The sequence below is a fragment of the Halomonas sp. genome (assembly GCF_033549285.1).
Lineage (GTDB): Bacteria > Pseudomonadota > Gammaproteobacteria > Pseudomonadales > Halomonadaceae > Halomonas.
Genome location: NZ_JAWSUJ010000165.1, coordinates 1 through 5,208, shown reverse-complemented (window position 1 = coordinate 5,208; position 5,208 = coordinate 1). Strand labels below are relative to the sequence as shown.

6 protein-coding genes are annotated in these 5,208 nt (G+C 63.7%); 3 read left to right on the top strand and 3 right to left on the bottom strand.

Annotated elements, in window-relative coordinates; genetic code table 11:
• The first annotated feature begins 304 nt into the window (after positions 1 to 304).
• The gene (locus tag SCI24_RS20760) at positions 305 to 1,672 is read left to right on the top strand and encodes a DEAD/DEAH box helicase (protein WP_318727179.1); all 1,368 of its coding nucleotides are present in this window, start codon (positions 305 to 307) and stop codon (positions 1,670 to 1,672) included.
• A gap of 355 nt (positions 1,673 to 2,027) precedes the next feature.
• Here the strand turns inward: SCI24_RS20760 and SCI24_RS20755 are convergent, their stop codons facing one another.
• The 3 genes from SCI24_RS20755 to SCI24_RS20745 form a co-directional block, all read right to left on the bottom strand.
• On the bottom strand, positions 2,028 to 2,228 hold the full coding sequence (locus SCI24_RS20755) for a PA3496 family putative envelope integrity protein (protein WP_133637738.1): 201 nt from the start codon (positions 2,226 to 2,228) through the stop codon (positions 2,028 to 2,030).
• Between the two features lie 185 nt (positions 2,229 to 2,413).
• Positions 2,414 to 2,848, bottom strand: coding sequence for a PAS domain-containing protein (locus SCI24_RS20750; protein ID WP_106229787.1), 435 nt, complete (start codon positions 2,846 to 2,848; stop codon positions 2,414 to 2,416).
• 115 nt (positions 2,849 to 2,963) lie between these two features.
• Entirely contained in the window at positions 2,964 to 4,277 is a 1,314-nt protein-coding gene (locus tag SCI24_RS20745; RefSeq protein ID WP_318727178.1) for an MFS transporter, read from the bottom strand.
• Between the two features lie 56 nt (positions 4,278 to 4,333).
• Here SCI24_RS20745 and SCI24_RS20740 point away from each other — a divergent pair, with 56 nt between their 5' ends.
• On the top strand, positions 4,334 to 4,603 hold the full coding sequence (locus SCI24_RS20740; protein WP_318727177.1) for a SelT/SelW/SelH family protein: 270 nt from the start codon (positions 4,334 to 4,336) through the stop codon (positions 4,601 to 4,603).
• An 11-nt stretch (positions 4,604 to 4,614) separates the two neighbouring features.
• The coding region (locus SCI24_RS20735; protein WP_318727176.1) for a DMT family transporter at positions 4,615 to 5,208 on the top strand (594 nt) is incomplete at its 3' end.

Sequence of the window (5,208 nt, the reverse complement as noted above, 5' to 3'; positions counted from 1 at the left end):
TCTCCGTCGGTGAATGACGGGATCAGCGTAGGGGGTCAGGCCACTTAGAGAAACGACGCGCCGGAATGGCCGCTTACGGAACTGAGGTGTACCAGCACTTGGAGGCAACCCTCAAGGAAGTCCGTCTGGACTTCCTGACATCGATGGGGGAAACAGAGCGGTACAAGCAACTACTCGATGAGATGCCTCACCTCCGCAGCCACGTGGAACACGAGTATCAAGAGGCCAAGGATCGCAGCTCGCGCCTTTTGGGCCACCTCCGAGCGGTAGAGAAGACGCTCACTGCGTTGCCCTCGCAATGACGATGCCGGGACTGCGTACATGGCAGCAGCGGTGCATCGAAGCAGCGCTGGCCCATTTTGTTACCACACCGCACTTCCTATGCCAGGCAACACCGGGCGCCGGCAAGACACGCTTGGCAGCGGCGCTGGCACGCTGTCTCTTTGAGATCAACAAGATCGATCTGGTGCTCTGCTTTGCGCCCTCATGCCAGGTAGTGGACGGGTTTCGTACGACCTTCGCAGACGTACTTGGTAAGCGGCTCGATGGCTTGGTCGGTGCCGTTGGCGGTGCTTACACCTACCAGGCAATGGAGCACCGAGATGAAACCTTCTGGCGGCTACTTGATGAGTATCGCGTGTTCGTCGTCTTTGATGAAATCCACCACTGCGCCGGGCATGACCCCCTGTTGAGCAATGCCTGGGGGCAGCAAATCCTGCAGAGAATTCAGGACCGTGCTGCCTATACGTTGGCGCTCTCGGGCACTCCGTGGCGCTCTGATGACTTGGCCATCGCGCTTGCGCGCTATTCCTCTCCGGAAGGGGAGCTAATCTGCGATTATCGCTATGGTCTGCAAGAAGCCATCGCCGATGGGGTGTGCCGTTCCCCACGCATTATTCTGCTTGACAATCAGGAAGTGCAGCTCACCGAAACGCTGGAGACCGAGAGTACCGTCAAGCTCTTCCCAAGTATTGCCGCGCTGCTCGGGAAGTCCCCTATCACCTACGAGGATCTACTGCGTCACGATGATGTGATCCATCAAATACTGGGGCTAGGTTGCGAGATGCTGAATGAGCTCCGAATCTCCAAGCCGGATGCGGCGGGCTTAGTCGTTGCGACCGATATTGAACACGCTCATCAAATCGCCGTAGCCTTAGAAGCCCGAGGAGAGGCTTGCCATGTTGTTACAAATAGGACTCCGGGTGCCCAACAAGTTATCAATTTATTTCGGCATAGCGACTGCAGGTGGATTGTAGCAGTCGGCATGATCAGTGAGGGAACGGATATCCCTCGTCTTCAAGTGTGCTGCTATCTCAGCCGTATCCGTACCGAGCTACACTATCGCCAAGTTCTTGGTAGAGTTATCAGGCGTACTGGTGAAACCGATAACCAGGCATGGTTGTTCATGTTGGCAGAGCCTTCGCTTCAGTGTTTCGGTAAGCGTATTGCAGAGGATCTTCCGAATGACCTTGCGGTGTTGAGACAGGTTAAACCTCCTTCAGAACCCTCTGGCCGGGAATATGGTGTAGCAGAGGTGACCAATGAGCTTGATGAGATGTCGTTACCTGGAAGTGATTTAATGTATGGCCAGGTATGTAATTCAGCTATTTCGCCAAGCTATAAATTGAGCTTCTCTGACCATTATCGACAGGTGTTGTTAGACTGTTTTTGATATAATGAGAGTCGCTGTCGTAATCATTTTTTGATAAGCCCTGAGTCTGGTGCTAACGGCATCCATTATGCAGATAAGAACAATTCCCAAAAAATGGTTTTGTAACCTTTGCTCGGCAAAAACACTCCAAACGTAACAGAATCGAGGGAACATCAGGAGCGTGGGGTGGCTAGGTAGCCATGAAAGCCGCAGGCTATAGGGATTTAAGGCCCTTCAGTCGTCTGGGTTACAAAATTCCATCAGTATTTACGGGGTATTGCGCCATGGAGAGCCACTTGGTTGGGGGATGTCAGTGGCCACGATGATAGAGCCCGGGGACGCCAAAGGCCAGCATCCCCGGGTGACGGGGCAGGGGTTACTCTTCCTCTTCCTCGAGGTCCCAGTCGTCCTCGATGGCGCGGCGCAGGCGGCGCTCCTCGATGAGGGCCTCCACGCGTCGCCGGGCCCTCAGGGTATCGGCACGACTGCTGGGGCGGACGCGACCGTAGTCGTCGTTGACCGCTTCCAGGTAGTCCTGATCGTCGTCGGTGGTGTCGAGAAGGGGTTCATGGCTCATGCGACGTCCTCCCATGGCCCGGGGCCGAACGCTGCAAGGTCCGGCGGATCATACGATCGCTTCCCGTCCCGGGTGCGGAACCTGAAGCGCCAGCAGGCAACGGCCGTTGCCTGCTGGCTATATAGCCGCAAGATGGGTCGGAGACAAGCCCCCGGGAGACTTTTTTCGCCGCCGCCTCTGCTCCCTCAGGTAAGGCCGTGTTCGGCCTTGAGCCGCTCGAGTTCCAGCTGGGCCTCGACGCGTTCGGTGACGTCCTTCTGCACCCCGATGTAGTAGGTGAGGTGGTCATCCTCGTCGTACATGGGGGTGATGGAGAGCTCGTTGTAGAACAGGGTGCCGTCCTTGCGATAGTTGCGCAGCACCTCGCGGCAGGGACGACCCGCCTTAAGGGCCTTGCGAATGGCATCGAGGCCCGGCTGGTCGCGGTCCTCGTTCTGCAGGAAGCGGCAGTCCTGGTAGAGGATTTCGTCGGCGCTGTAGCCGGTGAGGCGCTCGAAGCCCTGGTTGACGTAGATCAGGATGTTCTCGTCGCCCTCCTGCTCGGCGACCACGATGCCGTCCTCGGAGGCATCGATGATGCGTTCCAGCAGTTCCGGGCTGATCAGGGGGGATCGTTTCATGCAGGGGGGTTCCTGTCGCGGTGCCCTTGGCGCATCGCATGGCGGCAAGGGGCGGGATATTGCCCTCATCATGGCCAGGCGGCGTCGGGATTTCAACGCGCCGGCGCGCCGGCGGTCATTCCACCTCGGGCAGGCGCTGGGCGCTGGCGGCCGCGCCGAGGCCCATCAGCGCCAGGCACGCCAGCAGCCCGGCGCTGCCGAGCCACTGGGCGAGCAGGCCGACGGCCCCGCCCACGACCAGCATCAGCACGCCGGTGAGGGTGTTGGAGAGCGCCACGTAGAGGGCGCGCTTGTCGGCGCCGGCCATGTCGACGATATAGGTCTTGCGGCCCAGGCGGACGCCGGCGTGGACGATCACCAGCAGCGCATAGACCAGCGCATAGGGCCATACGGTCTCGCTCCAGGCACCGGGCAGCCAGGCGAAGGCGGCGCCGAGCAGGCAGCCCGCCGCGGTGCCGAGGCCCCCGTCGCGCATCACCCGGCGGCTCGAGGCATCGGCGCGCTTGCCCCACAGCGGGCTCGCCAGCATGCCGGCCAGCCCCGAGACCACGATCAGGATGCCCAGGCCGCCAAGCTCGGCACCACTCTGCTGCTGGCCGAGCAGCGCCACGTAGGGCAGGGCCAGGGCGCTGGCCAGCAGCAGGGTGCGGGAGAGGTTGAAGTGCAGGAAGGCGCGGTCGTCGCGCAGCAGGCGCAGCCCCAGCTTGACGCTGTCCCAGGCGTTCTCGCCGCCCTCCACGGCGCCGGGGGTCTCCTTGATGCGCGCCGCGCACAGGGCATTGACGGCCCAGCCCAGCGCCGCCACCCCGAGCAGCACCGCCAGCGCCAGCTCCCCGGGGCGGTCGCCGAACAGCATCAGCACCCCGCCGGCGGCCAGGGTCACGCCCCCGGCCACGCTGCCGCTCCAGCCCATCAGGGTGCCGCGGCGCTGCTTGGCGATGGTCTTGCCCATCACGTCCTTGGTGGCGATCGATGACAGGCCCCGGGCCAGCGACAGGGCGACCAGCACGGCGAGCACCAGGCCCCCGCCGACGGCGCCGTTGCCCAGCAGCGCCAGCAGGGCCAGCAGGGCGGCAGCCAGGGCCTGCAGGGCGCCGCCCAGCACCCAGACCCACTTGCGCTCGGGCTTGAGCCGGATGAAGCCAGCCACGAACAGCTGGGGCAGCAGGGCGCCGGCCTCGCGGATCGGCACCAGCAGGCCGACCATCCACAGCGGGGCGCCGATCACCCCCAGCAGCCAGGGCAGCACCAGGCGGGCGCTGGAGAGCTCGTCGGCCAGCTTGTTGCCGAGTGCCGCCAGCAGGTGCAGGAAGAAGTTGCGCGGCTGCTCGTCGCAGGCCTCGTCCGGGATGTCCCGGCACATCCGGCTGTCCTCGTCACCGGTGAGCCACTCGAAGAGGCGGGTCTGGCTGATCTCGGGGGCGGCCATCGGAACTCCCTGGCTGGTATCATCGGATGGCTCATTGTCGCGACACTCGAGGTTTCATGTCACGTATCCGAATCCACTACTGTACCCAGTGCCAATGGCTGCTGCGCAGTGCCTGGTATGCACAGGAGCTGCTCTCCACCTTCGGCGAGGAGCTGGGGGAGGTGGCCCTGGTGCCCTCCCATGGCGGTCATTTCGAGATCCTCCTTGATGAGGCGTCGCTCTGGGAGCGCAAGCGCGACGGCGGTTTCCCCGACATCAAGGCCCTCAAGCAGGCGGTTCGCGACCGCCTCGCCCCCGGCCGTGACCTGGGGCACCTCGACCGATGAGCCCGACGCCCATGACCGGTGATCGCCAGGCGATGCTCTTCGGGCTGGGGGCGGTGGCACTCTGGTCCACCGTGGCTACCGCCTTCAAGGTGGCGCTCGCCCACATGTCGCCACTGGCACTGATGTGGCTCGCCTCGCTGGTCTCCTGGGCGCTGATCGGCGTGCTGGTGGCGCGCCAGGGGCTCGCGGGCCAGGCGCTCAGGCACGGCTGGCGCACCGCCGCCTGGGCGGGGCTGATGAATCCGGTGGCCTACTACCTGGTGCTGTTCGGCGCCTACGACCGCCTGCCCGGCCAGGAGGCCATGGCCCTCAACTACACCTGGGCGCTGGCGATGGCCTTCCTGGCGGTGCCGATCCTCGGCCAGCGGCTGACGCGCATCGACGTCCTGGCGGGGCTGATCGCCTACGCCGGCGTCTGGGTCATCGCCACCCGCGGGGCGGTGCTCGACGTGGCCTTCGCCGATCCCTTGGGCGTGGCCATGGCGCTCGCCTCGACGCTGATCTGGGCGCTCTACTGGCTGCTCAATGCCCGCGACCACCGCCCGCCGCTGGTGGCCCAGTGGCAGAACTTCAGCGTCGGCGTGCCGGTGCTCACGGTGCTGCTG

What these genes read in the sequence shown, in the direction of transcription:
- SCI24_RS20740 (WP_318727177.1), top strand. Translation starts at nt 4,334, where the DNA reads ATGTCACGTATCCGAATCCACTACTGTACCCAGTGCCAATGGCTGCTG.
- SCI24_RS20760 (WP_318727179.1), top strand. Translation starts at nt 305, where the DNA reads ATGCCGGGACTGCGTACATGGCAGCAGCGGTGCATCGAAGCAGCGCTG.
- SCI24_RS20745 (WP_318727178.1), bottom strand. Translation starts at nt 4,277, where the DNA reads ATGGCCGCCCCCGAGATCAGCCAGACCCGCCTCTTCGAGTGGCTCACC.
- SCI24_RS20755 (WP_133637738.1), bottom strand. Translation starts at nt 2,228, where the DNA reads ATGAGCCATGAACCCCTTCTCGACACCACCGACGACGATCAGGACTAC.
- SCI24_RS20750 (WP_106229787.1), bottom strand. Translation starts at nt 2,848, where the DNA reads ATGAAACGATCCCCCCTGATCAGCCCGGAACTGCTGGAACGCATCATC.